The sequence below is a fragment of the Bacillus cereus group sp. MYBK222-1 genome, assembly GCF_051916425.1.
Taxonomy (GTDB): domain Bacteria; phylum Bacillota; class Bacilli; order Bacillales; family Bacillaceae_G; genus Bacillus_A; species Bacillus_A paranthracis.
Window position 1 is genome coordinate 1,731,812 of sequence record NZ_JBQAGP010000001.1, and the last position, 16,508, is coordinate 1,748,319.

Here is a 16,508-nt window from a genome sequence, read left to right on the forward strand (position 1 = left end):
CTTACCGACAAATAACGACACCTCTGCATGCATTCAGCTTCAACACAACTTAAACATTTAAAAACTTCACACAAACAGGCTCCGGCACAACAACATCAGATTGTAAAAGTGTTAACTTCCCTGTCGTTTCATTTCTTGAAAATAATACAAGATTATGCGACTTTTCATTTGAAGCAATAAGGAACTTTTCAGTAGGATCTAATACAAAGTCTCTTGGCCAATTTCCTTCTGTAGATGTGTGTTCCACAAATGTAAGCTCACCTGAGTTTTGATCCACACTGAAAACAGCGATACTATTATGACCACGATTGCCTGCATATACAAACTGGCCGTCAGAAGAAATATGAATCGCACTTCCTTGATTATTTTCATCAAACGCGGCAGGAATAGTAGAAATATACTGTACTTCTGTAAAAGCTCCTTCTGCCGGATTATATGTTAACACAATAACCTCTGAACTAAGCTCCGTCATCACATACGCATACTTTCCATTCGGATGAAAAGTAATATGTCTCGGACCACTTCCTGGATTTACAGCCAAGCTATTCACTTCTTTTAATACACTATCTTTTATTTCATACGTAATTATTTTATCTATCCCTAAATCAACACCTACCACATATTTTTCATCAGGCGTATATCCTGCGTAATGCGCATGTGGTTTCTCTTGGTTTTCCTTATTCAGACCTGAACCTTTATGCGTTATAATAGAGGTCGCAGGATTTACAGATCCATCTTCTTCATTTACTGCGAAAGACTCAATCGTTCCTTTATGATAATTTGCTGTAACTACCGTGTGAGTCCCACTATCAACACTCACATGACAAGGAGAAGCCCCTTCTACCACTTGTCTATTTTTCTCCTTTAGCTCTCCAGTTTTACTATCAATCGAATGAGCAGCTACACCACCAGATTCTCCTTCCTTAACAATGGAATAGAGATATTCATTCTTTCGGTTAATCGTTACATATGTAGGATTATCCAGCTTGGCCGCAAGTGTTACATTACTAATTTTCTTTGCTTCCGTGTCTAAAATAAACTTATATATTCCTTCACTTTTTTCTTTCGTGTAAGTTCCAACATACCCAATAAACTCTTTGTTATCCTTCATTTTCATAACCCTCTCTCCCTATATTTTTCATTCATCTTACTTCCTATAATGTTTTATGTTGAAAGAGTATCCTAAAAAATTAGAGTACCTCTTTATACGTTACCATATTTTCTTGTTAAATAGCTTTTAAACCCACTTTTTTTGGTACGCTGCTATACTTTCATATTCTTCTTCCAATTGACGAGACAGACGAATATAGATTGGTGTTAAATCTTTATACTTTTCTACACTTTCCATGTTTGGTTCATGGTGGAAATTCGCACCTACCATTTCAGAAACTACATGCAACGTATCTACTTCACCTAAACTATATAAACCGAGGATTGCTGCTCCTAAGCAAGAGCTTTCAAAACTTTCCGGAACATATACGTCTTGATGGAAAATATCTGCCATCATCTGTCTCCAAAGTTCCGATCTTGCAAAACCACCTGTTGCTTGAATTTTTTTCGGTTCACCAATGAGTTCTTTTAAAGCGAGAAGAACGGTGTATAAATTATAAATTACTCCTTCTAAAACAGCACGGATAAGATGTTCTTTCTTATGATGCAATCCAAGTCCGAAGAAAGATCCTCGTGCATTTGCATTCCATAAAGGAGCTCTTTCTCCTGCTAAATACGGATGAAATAATAAACCGTCGGACCCCGGACTCACTTTTGCTGCTATTTCAGTAAGCACTTCATATGGATCTTTTCCTAAACGCTTCGCAAGCTCAATCTCTGAAGTACCTAATTGATCACGAGCCCATCTGAAAATCATACCACCGTTATTAACCGGTCCACCAATTACCCAATGGTCTTCAGTTAAGGCGTAACAAAAAATTCTACCTTTTGGATCTGTTACAGGACGATTTGTTACAGCACGTATCGCACCGCTTGTACCAATTGTCACAGCAACAACGCCAGGATCTATTGCATTTACACCTAAATTGGATAGGACTCCATCACTCGCTCCTACTACAAATGGAGTAGAAACAAGTACATTCATTTCTTTGGCAAGCTCTTCATCTAATCCTGTTAAGCTGTGCGTCGTTGGAACAAGTTTAGAAAGCTTATCATCTGTAATGCCCGCTACACGTAAAGCCTCTTCATCCCATTTTAAAGATTTCAAATTGAACATTCCTGTCGCTGATGCTATAGAATAATCAATTACATACTCCTTATATAACTTATAAAAAACATACTCTTTAATAGAAATAAATTTATAACTTTTTGCGAACAATTCTGCCTGTTCATTCTGTAACCAAACTAATTTCGAAAGTGGTGACATCGGATGAATTGGTGTCCCAGTCCGCAAATAAATTTCATGACCATTCATATCATTCTTTATTTTCTCTGCCCAGCTTGCACTTCTATTATCTGCCCAAGTAATACATCTCGTTAACGGCTTTCCCTTCTCATCTACAGCAATGATACTATGCATTGCCGAACTAAAAGAAACACAAAGAATATCATGCGGCTGTACACTACTTGTCTGTACAGTTTCTTTAATCGTATGTATTACTGCACGAAAAATTTCTTCTGGGTCTTGTTCTGCTGTTTCCGGCGTAGGAGAATATAAAGGATATTCAATTCCATGACTTGCAATAACAGATCCATCCGTAGAAAATAGAACTGATTTTGTACTAGTTGTCCCAATGTCTACACCAATCATATATTTTGAACTCACCATTTCTTCCTCCTAACAAAAAATTACTACAGTATCCCACTATAAAAACATCCTTATTTTAAACAAACATATCGAGTAGTAAAACTCCTCCAAAAGCGATAAATGAAAGTAATGTTTCTAATACTGTCCATGTTTTAAATGTTTCTTTCACTGTTAAACCTAGGTATTCTTTTACCATCCAGAACCCAGCATCGTTTACGTGAGAAAACATTAATGCTCCTGCACCCGTTGCAATGACGAGTAATTCTAAATTCACACCTGTCGTATTTTCAACGATTGGCGAAACGATACCCGCTGCTGTTGTTAAGGCGACTGTCGCTGACCCTGTCGCAATTCGAATTAATCCAGCTACCATAAATGCTAATACAATTGGAGATAGTGCTAAATGCTCAGACATTTGAGCAATAGCATTCCCTACACCACTATCGATAAGAATTTGCTTAAATCCCCCGCCGGCACCAATAATCGCAACGATTGAACCGATTGGTAATAAGCTATCTTCTGTTACCTTCTTAATAGCCTTTTTATCGATACCTTGACGAAATCCAAGAAAATAAAACGCTGCAAAACATGCAATCAAAAGTGCAATGATAGGACTACCGATTAAGGTGACCATCTTCATCAAAGTAGTAGAAAGCGGAACATAAGGAGCTGCTGCCGCTAACACCATTAACATTACAGGTAACAATATAACTAAAAACGAAACTCCTATTCCTGGTAATTTCGTTGATTTTGTATTTACACGAATCAATTCTGGCTCATTTTCAGGAATTACACGTTTGTGAATCCATTTAGCGAATATAGGACCTGCAATAATCGCTGCAAAAAATGTAATAATGAGTGAATACAATAATACCTTCCCAAGATTCGCTTTATAAATACCTATTGCAACGATTGCCCCTGGATGCGGAGGAACAAGGCCGTGTACGACAGATAACCCAGCAATTGCTGGTAATGCTATCAATAAAATATTTTGTTTCGTTGTTTTATGAATAGAAATTACTAACGGCAATAATATTAAAATACCTACTTCAAAAAACACCGGAATTCCAATAATAAAACCCGCAATTAACATCGCCCATGGTAAGTTTTTTATTCCGAAGGATTTAATAAAGAACTCTGCCACCTGCATTCCAGCACCTGACTCTGCCATCATTTTCCCTAAAATTGTACCTAATACTAAAATACCTACTAAATGCCCAAGAACACTTCCGACTCCCGTTTCATAAGCACTCACTATTTTATCCATTGGCATTCCAGACATAATTGCTAAAAATAAACTTGCAATCGTTAAACTAATAAACGCGTGCCATCTCCACCACGATACCCCTAAAATAACAATTACAATTGATAATAATGTAATCATTAAAAGGTACATATTCATACGCAATTCCACCCCTTTATGTAAACCCTTTCAAAAATGATATACAATGAAAAGAACCTATATAGTTCTTTTTTGAGTAAAAATTTATATATCGATATACAACTCATCTTCACAACATAATAATTTATATAAAAAGAATCTCCCTTATCAGAGATATACTTTAACTCATCTCTCTGATAAGGGGATTTCTCTTTCATCATTATAATGTTATTGTGATAAACACTTCGCGTAAGCAAATTTTCCTTTTTTAAAAGTGAATGACGCTTTCTTCTCTTGCTGTTTTCACATAGTAAGACTACAAACTCGGGATCCCGTTTAAACGATGAAGTTACTTAGGATTTGTCCTCTCATGAAAAGCAATTTTCGGAAAGCTCCTTCACTTTTATGCATTATAATTTAGGAGCTTTCGCCCAGTCCGCAGCAAACTTCTCAATACCTTGATCTGTTAATGGGTGCATAGCAAGTTGTTCAATTACTTTATAAGGGATTGTTGCAATGTGAGCACCTGCCATCGCTACACGAGTTACATGATCTGGATGTCTAACAGAAGCCGCAATAATTTGTGTATCTAATTGGTGAACATCGAATAATTCAGCAATTTTAGCAACTAATAATACGCCATCTTCAGAAATATCATCTAAACGTCCTAAAAATGGAGAAACATACGTTGCACCTGCTCTGGCAGCTAAAAGTGCTTGGTTCACAGTGAAAATAAGTGTAACGTTCGTTTTCACACCTTTTTCAGTAAGATAGCGACAAGCTTCTAATCCTGCTAGCGTCATTGGAAGTTTTATTGTAACTTTCTCATCGCCGCCGTTAATCTTAATCAACTCTTCTGCTTGAGCAATCATTTCTTCAGCCGTCACAGCATCTGGCGTTACTTCTGCCGAAACAGATTCAACTTTAGGAACTGCCTGACAAATTTCTGCGATACGGTCTTCAAATTTAATGCCCTCTTTTGCTACTAAAGAAGGATTCGTTGTAACACCAGCTAAAACTCCAAGTTTATATGCTTTTTTTATGTCCTCAAGATTTGCAGTATCAATAAAAAATTTCATGATTCATTCCCTCCATTTTTTAAACGTCAATGAGTTAAATTTTTAAGATGTTTATTTCTTTTCTACTGCATGTCCGCCAAATTCATTGCGCAGAGCTGCTACTACTTTTCCTGTAAATGTATCATTGTCTAATGAGCGGTAGCGCATTAATAGAGACATTGCGATAACAGGAGTTGCTGTTTGAAGGTCTAATGCTGTTTCTACTGTCCATTTTCCTTCACCAGAAGAATGCATAACACCCTTAATTTCATCTAGTTTTGCATCTTTAGAAAATGCATTTTCTGTTAATTCCATTAACCATGAACGGATTACTGAACCGTTGTTCCATACTCTTGATACTTTTTCATAATCGTAGTCAAATTCACTTTTCTCTAGAATCTCAAATCCTTCACCAATAGCAGCCATCATACCGTATTCAATTCCGTTGTGAACCATTTTTAAGAAGTGACCACTACCAGCTTTTCCAGCATATAAGTATCCATTTTCTACAGCAGTATCTCGGAAGATAGGTTCAACGATATCCCAAGCTTCTTGATCTCCTCCGATCATGTAACAAGCACCATTACGAGCGCCTTCCATTCCGCCAGAAGTTCCTGCATCCATAAAGTGAATGCCATCTTTCTTTAGTTGCTCATATCGGCGAATAGACTCTTTATAATGTGAATTACCCGCTTCAATTAAAATATCTCCTTTTGATAAAAGTGGTGTAACCTCATCGATAACAGAATCTACAACAGCGTGTGGTACCATAACCCAAAGAACTCTTGGTGATTGTAATGACTGAACAAGTTCATTTAAACTAGATGCACCTGTTGCCCCGTACTCTTTCATTTCTTCCACTGCACTTGCATTCAAATCAAATGCTGCTACTTCATGTTTATGATCGATTAAATTTTTCCCTAAGTTTAATCCCATTTTACCTAAGCCAATTAATCCTACTTGCATAATATAATTCCTCCTCAAATCATCTTTTATTAAAAATTCATATCACTACAATCTGGAATACCTTGCAGCACTGATATGTACGGAAAGGTATTCACAGTCATAGCTTAAGAATTCAATACATTTTTTGTAATTTGAACAACATTTTCTGTCGTAAATCCAAATAGATTCATGACTTCCGCACCAGTTCCTGAAGCTCCAAATGTTTCAATTGATAGTACTTTTCCTTCTTGTCCTACATAACGCTCCCACCCGAGAGATACACCCATCTCAAGAGATACTCGTTTCGTTACAGAAGACGGAAGAACGGATTCTTTATATTCATTCGATTGACGATCGAATAACTCCCAGCTTGGCATTGCAACGATGCGAACAGAGACATTGTCTTCTTCTAATTTCGCTTTCGCACTAGCAGCTAAGGATACTTCAGAACCTGTCGCAATTAAAATTACATCCGGATTTTCATTCGTTTGTGTTAATACGTAAGCCCCTTTAGAAAGATTCTCTATGTTTGCTTTCGTTTCATGAAACACCGGTAAATTTTGACGGCTCAGTACTAAAACGACTGGACCATCCGTTTGCTGTAAAGCATACGCCCACGCACTTGCTGTTTCATTTGCATCTGACGGACGGATAACTGTTAAACCAGGAATTGCCCGAAGAGCTGCTAAATGTTCAATAGGTTCATGCGTTGGACCATCTTCTCCTACAGCAATCGAATCATGTGTAAATACGTACGTAACAGGTAACTTTTGCAATGCAGCCAGTCGAATAGATGGACGAAGATAGTCATTAAATACAAAGAATGTACTCACGAACGGTTTTACTCCTCCATGAAGAGCCAGTCCATTCGCTGCTGCGCCCATTGCATGTTCACGTACACCGAAGTATATATTTCGGCCAGCATACGATTCTACCGCATACACTGCTTCACCTTTTATATCTGTCATCGTAGAATGAGAAAGATCTGCACTTCCACCGAAAATAGAAGGAATCGATTTCACATAATGATTAATAGCTTCCCCACTTGCAACACGAGTTGAAATCGTTTTTTCAGTATCGAAGGATAAAATGTCTTTCGCTTCGATTAAAACTTCACCTGTAATCGCTTTTTCTAATTCATCTGCTAGTGCAGGGTTTGACTCTCTGTATAAGTTGAACTGCTCATTCCAGCCATTTTCTTTTTCAATACCTTTTTGTTTCAGTTCATTAAAATGAGCTGTTACTTCTTCAGGTACAAAGAAGTCTTCTTCATAATGCCAACCATACACTTGTTTTGTCGCTGTCGCTTCTTCTACTCCAAGCGGGTTACCATGTGCTTTGTTCGTTCCAGCAACTTTTGGACTTCCGTAACCTATAATGGTTCTAATTTCTATAAGAGTAGGTTGGTCCGTATTATCTTTCGCTAATTGAATCGCTTTTGTAATCGCATCAACATCGTTTCCATCTTCAACTCTTACATATTGCCAATGTGCAGATTCTACTCTTTTCTGCATATCTTCAGAGAAAGCAATGTTTAATTCACCATCAAGTGAAATTTCATTTGAATCATACAGCACAATTAACTTGCCAAGTTTCATATGTCCTGCCATTGACATCGCTTCATAAGCGACACCTTCCATTAAATCACCGTCTCCAACTAAAGCGTACGTATTGTGATCAATAATAGAGTGACCATCCTTATTGAACTTCGCCGCTAAATGCGCTTCTGCCATTGCCATTCCGACAGCATTCGCAATCCCTTGTCCTAACGGTCCTGTCGTCGCTTCAACTCCAGAAGTGTGACCAAACTCAGGATGACCTGGTGTTTTACTATTTAACTTTCTGAAGTTTTTCAAGTCATCAATTGAAACGTCATATCCAGCTAAATGAAGTAGGCTATATAATAAGCTAGATCCATGTCCCGCCGATAAAACGAAGCGATCACGGTTAAACCATTTTGGATGATTAGGATTATGATTTAAATGATTCGCCCATAATGCATAAGCCATTGGCGCTGCTCCCATCGGAAGACCTGGATGACCTGAATTTGCCGCATTAATAGCATCAATTGATAACGTACGAATTGTATTCACTGCTAATTGATTTATGTTTTGTGTCATAGTAATCGTCCCCCTACATGCTTTCATGAAAGAAAGTACTTATTTTTTCGTTTCTTGATCTAACCACCATTTAAATCCACTTTCTTGCAATAATTCATTAGATGCCTCTGGACCATATGAACCAGACTCATATTCATGAAGTGGTAATAAGTTTTCCTCGAATGCTTCAAGAATTGGTTGTACCCATTCCCATGACAATTCAACTTCTCTCCAATGTGCAAAGAATGTAGCGTCTCCACTCACAGCATCGTGAATGAGTCTTTCATACGCTTCAGGTACTCCCACATCCGCTTGCTCACAAGTAAAGTTAATACGGATCGGTTCAATTTCTCCATTTTTCAATGGATTTTTACTATTTAACTGTAATGAAACGTTCTCACCTGGGCTAATTTCAATTATTAACAAGTTAGGTGCTGCATTTGGATTACTATCTTGATATTGCTGTTTTAACGTATTTTTAAATTCGATTACAATACGAGTAGACTTTTCTTTCATTCGTTTGCCTGTTCGTATATAAAAGGGAACGCCAGTCCAAAATGGATTATCGATCCACAAGCGAGCAGCAACAAATGTGTCTATATTAGAAGAAGGATTTACTCCTGGCTCCTCTTTATATGCTACAACTTGCCCGCCATTTATCTCACCTGCACCATATTGTCCGCGAATGATATGGTTTTGAACGTCTTCTTTTTTCACTTTACGAAGCGCCTCCATTACCTTTCGCTTTTCCTCTCGAATTTCACATGCATTAACCTTTTCCGGCAAATTCATAGCAGTCATCATTAATATTTGTAACATATGATTTTGAACCATATCTCGAATGGCTCCTGCCTGATCATAATATCCTGCCCTTTCTTCAACCCCAACTGTTTCACTCGCTGTGATTTGTACATTTGCTATATGTTCTTTATTCCAAATCGATTGTAAAACAGGATTTGCAAACTCTAGTGCTTCAAGGTTTTGAATCATCGGCTTACCTAAATAATGATCAATACGATATATCTCGTCTTCTTCAAACGTGCGACTAAGCTTATCATTCAGCTCACGAGCAGATGTAAGGTCGTGCCCGAACGGTTTCTCAATCATTAGGCGTTTCCATCCATCCGTTTTATCAAGTCCGCTTTCCTTAATATTTAAAGCGATTGTCTCAAAAAATTCAGGAGCAACGGAAAGATAGAACATTCTATTCCCTTTTATATGTAGTTCTTCTTCCCTTTCACGAACGACTTGTAATAATCTCTCATAGTCTTCCGGCTTACTCACATCTAATGGACAATAGCGAAAATTATCTAAAAAACCTTCGAGTTCTGGAGTACCTTCTTCTCTATGACGAGAAAACGTCTCTATTGATTCTTTTATTCTTTTTTGAAAATCTACATGAGATACTTCACGTCTCCCAAGCCCGATAACGGATATTTGCTTTGGAAGCTTTTGATCTCTATATAAGTTATATAGTGCGGGGTAAATTTTGCGTTTCGCTAGGTCCCCTGTCGCTCCAAATAAAACAAAGGTCATTGATTCCAATTTCAGTCCCCCTCTTGTTGTATAATCCTGGTCAATATATTAAAAATGAATTGTACAGAAGCTCATGTTTTTATAAAAAACAAAGAGTTATCAAATTCCAATTCTTTTTATACCTTTCGCTTTCTAATTGTCCCCAATATTAATAGTAGCAATTCAAAGCGTTTCTACCACGACTTACTTATTTATAATACTTTACGAAATAACATATATTTAATTACTTTTAGTAATTAAATAATCTTATGTCTAGTATATTAACCACATATATTATTATCGTCAATAAAAATGTCTTAAATTACATACTATTTATTTCGTAATACTTTTCTAAGTTTATCCTTAGTTACCACTCATTTTCAAAGATAATGATCGATATAAAAAATATCAGTTTCATCAAAATCTTCAATTAATTTTTTGTTAAACTCGTGAGCAGACGTTACATGATGACCAAAAGGCTTCTCTATAATAAGACGGTTCAATCCTTTTGTAGCCCACAATCCACTTTCCTTAATATTTAAAGCAATGACATCAAATACTTCTGGTATAACAGATAGGTAAAACATGCGGTCTTCAGGAATGTTCAATTCTGTTTCACGTCTCTTTACAAGACTCAACAAATCTTGATAGTCCTCTATATTCGCTGTATTTAATTGACAATAACGAAATGTGCTAATAAATTCTTCTACTCCTAATTCGTCATCAGTAGATCTTCTAGAAAATGTAGCAAGGGATTGTTCTACCTTTGTTTGAAATTCCACATCTGACATTACCCTTCTACCAATACCGATAATAGAAATAGATTGCGGTATATTCCCATTACTAAATAATTTGTATAAAGCAGGGTAAATTTTGCGTTTCGCTAAATCCCCTGTCGCTCCAAATAAAAGAAATGTCATTGAATCCATTTGTTCTCTCCCTTTTAAAACAATTGCTAGAATAGAATATATAAACTCATTTGCTACTTAGCACAATACTGTCTCTAAAACCTCATACTTTACCAATGTTTCTTCAATACTATTTTGCCACGAGCACGCTCTGACTCACTTATGTGGTGTGCTTTTTTTACACCTTCTACATGTAAAGGCAACACATGCGTTACAACGGGTTTAATCTTCCCGTCCTCAATTAATTCTGTAATAAGAGAAAGTTCATATCCGTTAGGTTCAGTAAATATATGGTCACTCTCAATATTTTTCTCTCTTGATATCTCGGTTTGCGGAATTTCCATACCTTTCGGACCATAAATAGACGCTAACTTTCCATTTGGTGCAAGCACTTTATAACTATCCTTTAGTACATCTCCGCCTAACACATCAAAAACAATATTGTAATTATGCAAAAGCGAAGAAAAGTCTTCTGTTTTGTAATCGACGACAGTATCAGCGCCTAGATCCTTTACAAACTGCATGTTTTTCGTACTAGTCGTAGTTGCAACATGTGCACCGAAACTTTTCGCTAGCTGAATAGCAAACGTACCAATTCCGCCAGATCCAGCATGAATTAAAACCTTATTACCTTTTTGAACATTTGCGAACTTCACTAAGCTTTGCCAACTTGTCAAACCTACAAGAGGGATTGATGCCGCCTCTTCAAAAGATAAATTCCTCGGTTTTTTCGCCACATATTTCTCATCTACAGCCACGTACTCTGCATAAGCACCGTTTCGTTCAATATCCGGACGACTATATACTTCATCCCCCACTTTACATGCTGTTACGTTTGGCCCTATAGCAGCAACTACACCTGCAACATCCCATCCTAAAACGAGCGGGAAGTCATAAGAAATTACGTCTTGCAGTAAACCTTCACGTATTTTCCAATCCACGGGATTTATACCAGCTGCATATACTTCAATTAGTACATCGGTGTCTCCTAATAGCGGTGTCTGCATTTCAATCTCTTGTAGTACGCTTTTATCTCCATATTGCATAAGTCCTATCGCTTTCATTCTTTTCACTCCTTTACAATGCTGGGAAATGAGGTAGTACTTCTTCTCCTAGCTCATCCAATACTTCGTCAGCTGGACGTTGACCATCAAATAGAGCAAGGAATAAATGATTCACACCAATACTTTTATATATATCAAGTAATTCAATTAGTGCCTTACGCCCTGTACGGTAACCTAAACGTATCGGTGTAGGACGTTCATTTGGATCTTCAGATAAGTCTAAATGCATCGGTTGGATAAATGGTTTAAATACATCTGGATGATAATCCTCTACTAGTTCTCTCCATTGTCCAATTGCTGCTGCCTGATGCACTGGACTACGTGGGTAGTACATCCATCCATCACCATGTTCAGCGAACCAATCCATATTTTGCTGACTAAAACCTGTAATAAAGGTTGGAACACGTTTAGACGGTTTTGGAACCAAATTCGCTCCATTCACTTCTCCTAGTGTCGACTGGATAGACGGGAAGTTTTTATACAAAATCTCTTCCAAGTAAGCAAACGCTTCTCTAAACTTTTCACCTCGTGTTTCATGACTAACACCTAGCGCTTTGAAATCGGCACGTCTGTCACCGGATGAAACGCCAAGCATAATTCTTTCTGGAAATAGTTGATCTAATGTAGCAATTTCTTTTGCTACACGCAATGGATGACGAAGTGACAATACGGTTGCCGACGTTCCAAATGCGATTTTCTCTGTTTTACTTGCTAAATACGTTAAATAAATCATCATATCGTAAATTTGACCTGTTGCAGGATCACCAAAGTCAGGGTCTTGCAGTAAAACATCGCGAAGCCATACACCTGTAAAACCATATTGTTCTGCTTTTTGTACTAACTCTACTTGTTTTTCCATCGTTGGAGCATGAAACTGATAATTTTCAATCGGAATGTGAACTCCTAATGTAAGCTGATCTTTCGCAAACATACGATTATATCCAAAATGATTCGCAAACTTTTCCATTTGTTTCACTCACTTTCCTTTATTTATATAAATCTATACTTTTCATATTTCTTCTCAAAATTCATAAGCAATACTGTAGCACCACATTGTTGCCGATTGTCATCGTCATAACTTTCTTTGTGCTACGAGTGTTATTATAAATCGGCCATAACATGAATAACAGTACGTACTTTAAAGTGATGTAGGCACTTAAAAGTACCTATACTAAGTAAGTAGTAATAAACATAATGAATAAATCGTGCTGCAAAAATAACATCTATCCTTTCTTCAAAAAACTTTACTGTTGCTTTTGCAAGTACGTTACATGATTTCACGTACTTTCCCCTTCTCTATATAAAATTCTCACTAACCAAATTCAAAATATTATACTTATTTTTCGTACTTTGCTATGCTATAACCATAAACAGGAGGTATAAACTATGAAAGCACAAATTATCCATTCTTTTGGGGATTCATCTGTATTTCAATTAGAAGAAGTTTCAAAACCAAAACTTTTACCAGGTCATGTTCTAATCGATGTAAAAGCAACAAGTGTAAATCCAATCGATACGAAAATGCGTAGTGGTGCCGTTTCAGCAGTCGCTCCTGAGTTTCCAGCTATATTACATGGCGATGTAGCTGGTATTGTTATTGAAGTAGGAGAAGGTGTTTCGAAATTCAAAGCTGGCGATGAAGTATACGGATGTGCCGGAGGTTTTAAAGAAACTGGTGGTGCACTTGCAGAGTTTATGCTTGCTGATACGCGATTAATTGCTCACAAACCTAACAATATAACAATGGAAGAAGCAGCTGCTCTACCATTAGTGGCAATTACAGCTTGGGAATCTTTATTTGATCGTGCAAATATTAAACCTGGTCAAAATGTTCTCATTCATGGAGCTACTGGTGGCGTAGGACACGTAGCCATTCAACTAGCTAAATGGGCTGGTGCTAAAGTTTTTACAACCGCTTCTCAGCAAAGCAAAATAGAAATAGCCCATCGTCTCGGAGCTGACGTAGCTATTAACTATAAAGAAGAATCTGTTCAAGAATATGTGCAAAAACATACGAATGGCAACGGATTTGAAGTTATATTTGATACAGTAGGTGGCAAAAATCTCGATAACTCTTTCGAAGCTGCTGCAATCAACGGAACTGTCGTAACAATTGCAGCTCGTTCAACCCATGACCTCTCTCCTTTACACGCAAAAGGACTCTCTCTGCACGTTACTTTTATGGCGTTAAAAATATTACATACAGATAAACGTGACGCTTGTGGGGAAATTTTAAATAAACTAACGCAAATAGTAGAAGAAGGAAAACTTCGCCCATTGCTAGATTCGAAAACTTTTACGTTTGATGAAATTGCACAAGCACATGAATATTTGGAATCAAATAAAGCAATAGGGAAAATAGTGTTGAAAAACGTTTGGTAACTTTCACTAAATAATACAAATAACAGCAGGATCACTTCGCCTTATCTTTGTCTTAAGAGGCGTGCCACAACCTTAAAAGCTTCCCATCCTTTACAACAAATAAAAAAATAACAGCCGAATTTTTCTTATAGTAGAAAATCCGGCTGTTGTCATATCACAATTTATTTTTTGTATATTTCTGTTAATAAGTAAAATACAACTCATTTGCCTTACCATCTTTACCTTCAACAGCATATTATGTTGTTTTAAATTTATTAAAATACACTACGTACTAATCCCCCGTCTATTCGCAACGCGGAACCATTAATCGCTGAAGATAGTGGGCTGCTTAAGAAAGTGACAAGATTGGCAATTTCTTCTGGTCGAATAAGTCTTTGAATAATAGAGGTTGGTCGATTTTCTTTCATAAATCGCTTCTCAGCTTCTTCTATTGTCAATTGCTCATTAGGATAAAGACTATTTAACATAGTCTCCACTCCTTCCGTTAAAGTCGAACCAGGCATGATAGTATTAACAGTCACATTCGTTCCTGTCGTCAGCTCAGCTAAACTACGAGAAAGTGAGAGTTGCATCGTTTTAGTCGCACTATAATGAGCCATTTCTTGAGATGGCATAATAGCTGCTTCGCTAGCAATAAAGATAACTCTTCCTTCTTTTCTTTCAATCATTTTTTTCAAGTACGAGCGAGTAAGTCGAACACCACTCATAATATTGACTTCAAACAATTTAAACCAATCTTCATCACGGATATCAAAATATTCTACAGGTTCAAAAATTCCTAAGTTGTTAATAAGAATGTCTACTTCAGGGTACTTTTCAATCACATTTTGGCACCCTTGTTCTGTTCCTAAATCAGCTACTACAGGTTGAAGAATGGCATCAGGATACTGCGCTCGAATTTCTTTTATCGTTTGATTAACATTTTCTTCACGGCGTCCATTAATAAGTACAGTAGCTCCTTCCGCTACTAATGAAGTGGCAATTGCTTTTCCAATGCCTGCCGTAGATCCAGTAACCAGTGCTGTTTTCCCTTTTAATTGCATATGCATATAGATCCCTCCAAATTCATGTGCTACATGATTGACTTACGTTGGAATAAATAATTACGTTTATATTGTGGTTCATTTCTCTTATCTTTAACAGAAAATAAGCTGATCCACCCTTTTTTCAAAAGAGTATAAACGAAAATTATGTAGCTATTGCACTCTGTACGGAATTAAAAAATCACATCAACAGCAGAGTAAAGCTAAAACCAACTAATAAATACCATTATGATATATATTAACGATAAAGAAAATTACGCACTTTAAAGTTCCATAGGAACAAAAAAGTGCCCTATAAACTATAATTTCTAACTCTTTATATTTGCTAAAGTAGTATCTTTTTTATCATAGAAAAGGTTGTAAAATCACACATTCTTACATACAGTTATAGGATTATTTTTATCCTAATTAACTAAAAACCATCATACTCCTTTATCACTTTCAAACATGAACAAAAAAACACGAAGACTTTAAAGTCTTCGTGTTTTTTAATATACATATTGCTACATTTGTGATGGAATTCATAACTAGGATCTTTTTACTCATTCCTTATGAATAACGTTTATTACTTATGAAATTTCACACGCTCTTCAAGCGGTTGGAATTCTTTTTCTCCTGGTGCAGCTGTTGGATTACCAAATGGCATTTGTGCAATTAGTTTCCAATTAGAAGGAACATTCCATTCTTGTTTTACCTCATCGTCGATTAATGGATTATAATGTTGTAAAGATGCCCCTAACCCCTCTGCTTCTAAACCTGTCCACACGACTAATTGGTGCATACCTGATGCTTGGTGTGACCAAATTGGGAAGTTTTCAGCATATGCAGCAAATTTTTCTTGAAGCGATTTAACAATAGCTTCATCTTCAAAGAATAGTACTGTTCCATAACCAGCTTTAAAAGAATCCATTTTTTGTTGCGTTCCTGAAAAATCTCCATCTCCAACTACTTTTCTTAATGTTTCAGTTGTAATATCCCATAATTTATTATGAGCTTCACCAAATAATACAACTAATCGCGCAGTTTGAGAATTGAAAGCGGATGGAGTATATTTCACAGCAAACTCCACGATTTCTTTAATTTTTTCATCTGATACTTGTACCTCTTTATTAATCCCATAGTAAGTACGTCTTTCTTTCAATGCAGTATAGAAATCTTTTGTCATAATTCAATTCCTCCTAAGTTTTAATATTCTTCAAAATGTTACATTGCGAAGATAATATGAGTTGAAATGAGTTCATTTTTGAACCATTGAACTCCATAACACCAATTGCTAGTCATTCTGAATCTAAACCACTGCTTCTTGCTTCAGTTTACCTAAAAAAACTCTTATAGCATCATTGATACAATCTAGT

14 protein-coding genes are annotated in these 16,508 nt (G+C 36.6%); 1 reads left to right on the plus strand and 13 read right to left on the minus strand.

Annotated elements, in window-relative coordinates; genetic code table 11:
• Positions 1–49: 49 nt before the first annotated feature.
• The 11 genes from ACTFR9_RS08945 to ACTFR9_RS08995 form a co-directional block, all read right to left on the minus strand.
• Positions 50–1,111: a lactonase family protein gene (locus ACTFR9_RS08945; protein ID WP_048557682.1), complete on the minus strand. Its 1,062-nt coding sequence runs from the start codon at positions 1,109–1,111 to the stop codon at positions 50–52.
• A gap of 126 nt (positions 1,112–1,237) precedes the next feature.
• Positions 1,238–2,779: a gluconokinase gene (gene gntK / locus ACTFR9_RS08950; protein WP_000254937.1), complete on the minus strand. Its 1,542-nt coding sequence runs from the start codon at positions 2,777–2,779 to the stop codon at positions 1,238–1,240.
• 55 nt (positions 2,780–2,834) lie between these two features.
• A complete protein-coding gene (gntP, locus tag ACTFR9_RS08955) occupies positions 2,835–4,160 on the minus strand; it encodes a gluconate permease GntP (RefSeq protein WP_001057620.1) in 1,326 nt (441 codons plus the stop codon).
• 389 nt (positions 4,161–4,549) lie between these two features.
• Entirely contained in the window at positions 4,550–5,218 is a 669-nt protein-coding gene (gene fsa, locus ACTFR9_RS08960) for a fructose-6-phosphate aldolase (protein ID WP_000667676.1), read from the minus strand.
• 51 nt (positions 5,219–5,269) lie between these two features.
• A complete protein-coding gene (gene gnd / locus ACTFR9_RS08965) occupies positions 5,270–6,163 on the minus strand; it encodes a phosphogluconate dehydrogenase (NAD(+)-dependent, decarboxylating) (RefSeq protein ID WP_001195906.1) in 894 nt (297 codons plus the stop codon).
• A 104-nt stretch (positions 6,164–6,267) separates the two neighbouring features.
• Complete coding sequence (gene tkt, locus ACTFR9_RS08970) at positions 6,268–8,262, minus strand: transketolase (RefSeq protein ID WP_000193024.1); 1,995 nt, start codon at positions 8,260–8,262, stop codon at positions 6,268–6,270.
• 39 nt (positions 8,263–8,301) lie between these two features.
• Positions 8,302–9,786, minus strand: coding sequence for a glucose-6-phosphate dehydrogenase (zwf, locus tag ACTFR9_RS08975; RefSeq protein WP_000445343.1), 1,485 nt, complete (start codon positions 9,784–9,786; stop codon positions 8,302–8,304).
• Between the two features lie 350 nt (positions 9,787–10,136).
• On the minus strand, positions 10,137–10,685 hold the full coding sequence (locus ACTFR9_RS08980) for a glucose-6-phosphate 1-dehydrogenase (protein ID WP_000377928.1): 549 nt from the start codon (positions 10,683–10,685) through the stop codon (positions 10,137–10,139).
• Between the two features lie 89 nt (positions 10,686–10,774).
• Positions 10,775–11,728 (minus strand): NADP-dependent oxidoreductase, encoded by a 954-nt coding sequence (locus ACTFR9_RS08985; protein ID WP_000643802.1) that lies wholly within the window; start codon positions 11,726–11,728, stop codon positions 10,775–10,777.
• A 13-nt stretch (positions 11,729–11,741) separates the two neighbouring features.
• Positions 11,742–12,695, minus strand: a complete 954-nt coding sequence (locus ACTFR9_RS08990; protein WP_000410338.1) for an LLM class oxidoreductase — start codon at positions 12,693–12,695, stop codon at positions 11,742–11,744.
• Between the two features lie 134 nt (positions 12,696–12,829).
• Positions 12,830–13,009 carry a hypothetical protein gene (locus tag ACTFR9_RS08995; RefSeq protein WP_000833784.1) on the minus strand — a complete coding sequence of 60 codons (180 nt, stop codon included), beginning with the start codon at positions 13,007–13,009 and terminating at the stop codon, positions 12,830–12,832.
• A gap of 105 nt (positions 13,010–13,114) precedes the next feature.
• Between ACTFR9_RS08995 and ACTFR9_RS09000 the strand changes: the two genes are divergently transcribed.
• Positions 13,115–14,110 (plus strand): zinc-dependent alcohol dehydrogenase family protein, encoded by a 996-nt coding sequence (locus tag ACTFR9_RS09000; RefSeq protein WP_000647245.1) that lies wholly within the window; start codon positions 13,115–13,117, stop codon positions 14,108–14,110.
• Positions 14,111–14,364: 254 nt separating this feature from the next.
• On the opposite strand, the gene ACTFR9_RS09005 is transcribed toward ACTFR9_RS09000, so the two are convergent.
• Both ACTFR9_RS09005 and ACTFR9_RS09010 read right to left on the minus strand, forming a co-directional pair.
• On the minus strand, positions 14,365–15,159 hold the full coding sequence (locus ACTFR9_RS09005) for an SDR family NAD(P)-dependent oxidoreductase (RefSeq protein WP_061131026.1): 795 nt from the start codon (positions 15,157–15,159) through the stop codon (positions 14,365–14,367).
• A 559-nt stretch (positions 15,160–15,718) separates the two neighbouring features.
• The gene (locus ACTFR9_RS09010) at positions 15,719–16,318 is read right to left on the minus strand and encodes a nitroreductase family protein (protein WP_000158947.1); all 600 of its coding nucleotides are present in this window, start codon (positions 16,316–16,318) and stop codon (positions 15,719–15,721) included.
• Between the last annotated feature and the right edge of the window lie 190 nt (positions 16,319–16,508).

Bases quoted from the DNA above. Each gene is read 5' to 3' on its own strand.
- tkt (WP_000193024.1), bottom strand. From the start codon at position 8,262: ATGACACAAAACATAAATCAATTAGCAGTGAATACAATTCGTACGTTA.
- ACTFR9_RS08980 (WP_000377928.1), bottom strand. From the start codon at position 10,685: ATGGATTCAATGACATTTCTTTTATTTGGAGCGACAGGGGATTTAGCG.
- ACTFR9_RS08985 (WP_000643802.1), bottom strand. From the start codon at position 11,728: ATGAAAGCGATAGGACTTATGCAATATGGAGATAAAAGCGTACTACAA.
- fsa (WP_000667676.1), bottom strand. From the start codon at position 5,218: ATGAAATTTTTTATTGATACTGCAAATCTTGAGGACATAAAAAAAGCA.
- ACTFR9_RS09010 (WP_000158947.1), bottom strand. From the start codon at position 16,318: ATGACAAAAGATTTCTATACTGCATTGAAAGAAAGACGTACTTACTAT.
- gntP (WP_001057620.1), bottom strand. From the start codon at position 4,160: ATGAATATGTACCTTTTAATGATTACATTATTATCAATTGTAATTGTT.
- ACTFR9_RS08990 (WP_000410338.1), bottom strand. From the start codon at position 12,695: ATGGAAAAGTTTGCGAATCATTTTGGATATAATCGTATGTTTGCGAAA.
- ACTFR9_RS09005 (WP_061131026.1), bottom strand. From the start codon at position 15,159: ATGCATATGCAATTAAAAGGGAAAACAGCACTGGTTACTGGATCTACG.
- gntK (WP_000254937.1), bottom strand. From the start codon at position 2,779: ATGGTGAGTTCAAAATATATGATTGGTGTAGACATTGGGACAACTAGT.
- ACTFR9_RS09000 (WP_000647245.1), top strand. From the start codon at position 13,115: ATGAAAGCACAAATTATCCATTCTTTTGGGGATTCATCTGTATTTCAA.
- ACTFR9_RS08945 (WP_048557682.1), bottom strand. From the start codon at position 1,111: ATGAAGGATAACAAAGAGTTTATTGGGTATGTTGGAACTTACACGAAA.
- gnd (WP_001195906.1), bottom strand. From the start codon at position 6,163: ATGCAAGTAGGATTAATTGGCTTAGGTAAAATGGGATTAAACTTAGGG.